This is a genomic window from Nocardioides glacieisoli, from assembly GCF_004137245.1.
Taxonomy (GTDB): Bacteria; Actinomycetota; Actinomycetes; order Propionibacteriales; family Nocardioidaceae; genus Nocardioides; species Nocardioides glacieisoli.
This window is the reverse complement of record NZ_SDWS01000034.1, coordinates 1-1279: the sequence shown is the minus strand read 5'-3', so window position 1 is coordinate 1279 and position 1279 is coordinate 1. Positions and strand designations below refer to the sequence as shown.

General features: G+C 65.8%; 1 protein-coding gene. It reads left to right on the top strand.

What is annotated here, in order from left to right:
* Nucleotides 1–69: 69 nt before the first annotated feature.
* Nucleotides 70–1247, top strand: a protein-coding gene (locus tag EUA06_RS22240) for an IS3 family transposase (protein ID WP_129479883.1) whose coding sequence is annotated in 2 segments (ribosomal slippage) — nt 70–354 and nt 357–1247 — 1176 coding nt in all. Because the reading frame shifts where the segments join, the coding sequence is not laid out codon by codon here.
* The last annotated feature ends 32 nt before the right edge of the window (nt 1248–1279 follow it).

Sequence of the window (1279 nt, the reverse complement as noted above, 5' to 3'; positions counted from 1 at the left end):
GGGTCCGCTGCACGGATAGGTGACATCTGATCTGCGTCGATGTGTGTCGGCGCTGGAAGGATGTGCACCATGCCGAAGGCGTTTCCCAAGGAGTTCCGTGAGGACGTGATCCGGGTCTACCGCGACTCGGGCTCCTCGGTGGCCCAGGTCGCGAAGGACTTCGGTATCTCGCCGTCGTGCCTCAAGCGCTGGATCACGATCGACGACCGCAACTCCGCGACCCCCTCGCCGGCAGCGAAGGCTGCGAACGAGTCCGAAGCACTGCGTGAAGCAAACAAGCGGATCAAGCTCCTCGAGCAAGAGAACGAGGTCCTGCGCCGCGCAGCCGCCTACCTGTCCCAGGCCAACCTGCCGGGAAAATGATGTACCCGCTCGTCCGCGAGCTGGCCGCCGACGGGATCCCCGTCGCGGTGACGTGCCGGGTCCTCAAGATCGCTCGCCAGCCCTACTACCGCTGGCTCGCGAACCCGGTCACCGACGCCGAGTTGACCGCGGCCTACCGTGCCAACGCATTGTTCGACGCCCACCGCGACGACCCCGAGTTCGGCTACCGGTTCCTGGCTGATGAGGCACGCACCGCGGGTGAGTCGATGGCCGAGCGGACTGCGTGGCGGATCTGCTCCGACCTCGGCTGGTGGTCGGCGTTCGGCAAGAAGCGCGGACGCAACGGCAAGAAGGCGGGTCCGCCGGTCCACGACGATCTCGTGGAAAGGAACTTCGCCGCGGACGCCCCGAACACGCTGTGGCTCTCGGACATCACCGAGCACTGGACCCGTGAAGGCAAGCTCTACCTCTGCGCGATCAAGGACGTCTACTCCAACCGGATCGTCGGCTACTCGATCGACTCTCGAATGAAGTCCAGGATCGCGGTCGCTGCGCTCGACAACGCCGTCGCGCGCCGCAACGCCGAAGGTGCCGATGTGGCCGGTTGCATCCTGCACACCGACCGCGGGTCGCAATTTCGTTCCAGGAAGCTGGTCCACCAGCTCAACCGCCACGACATGGTGGGATCCATGGGCCGGGTCGGCGCTGCAGGCGACAACGCCGCGATGGAGTCGTTCTTCTCGCTGCTGCAGAAGAACGTCCTCGACCGGCGGGCCTGGAGCACCCGCGAGGAGTTGCGGATCGCGATTGTGACCTGGATCGAGAGGACCTACCACCGACGACGCAGGCAGGCCGCCCTCGGCCGGTTGACCCCGATCGAATACGAGTTGATCATGAAGCCCGCTGCCACCCAGGCGGCCTAACCCCGACTGTCACCTATCCGTGCAGCAGACCC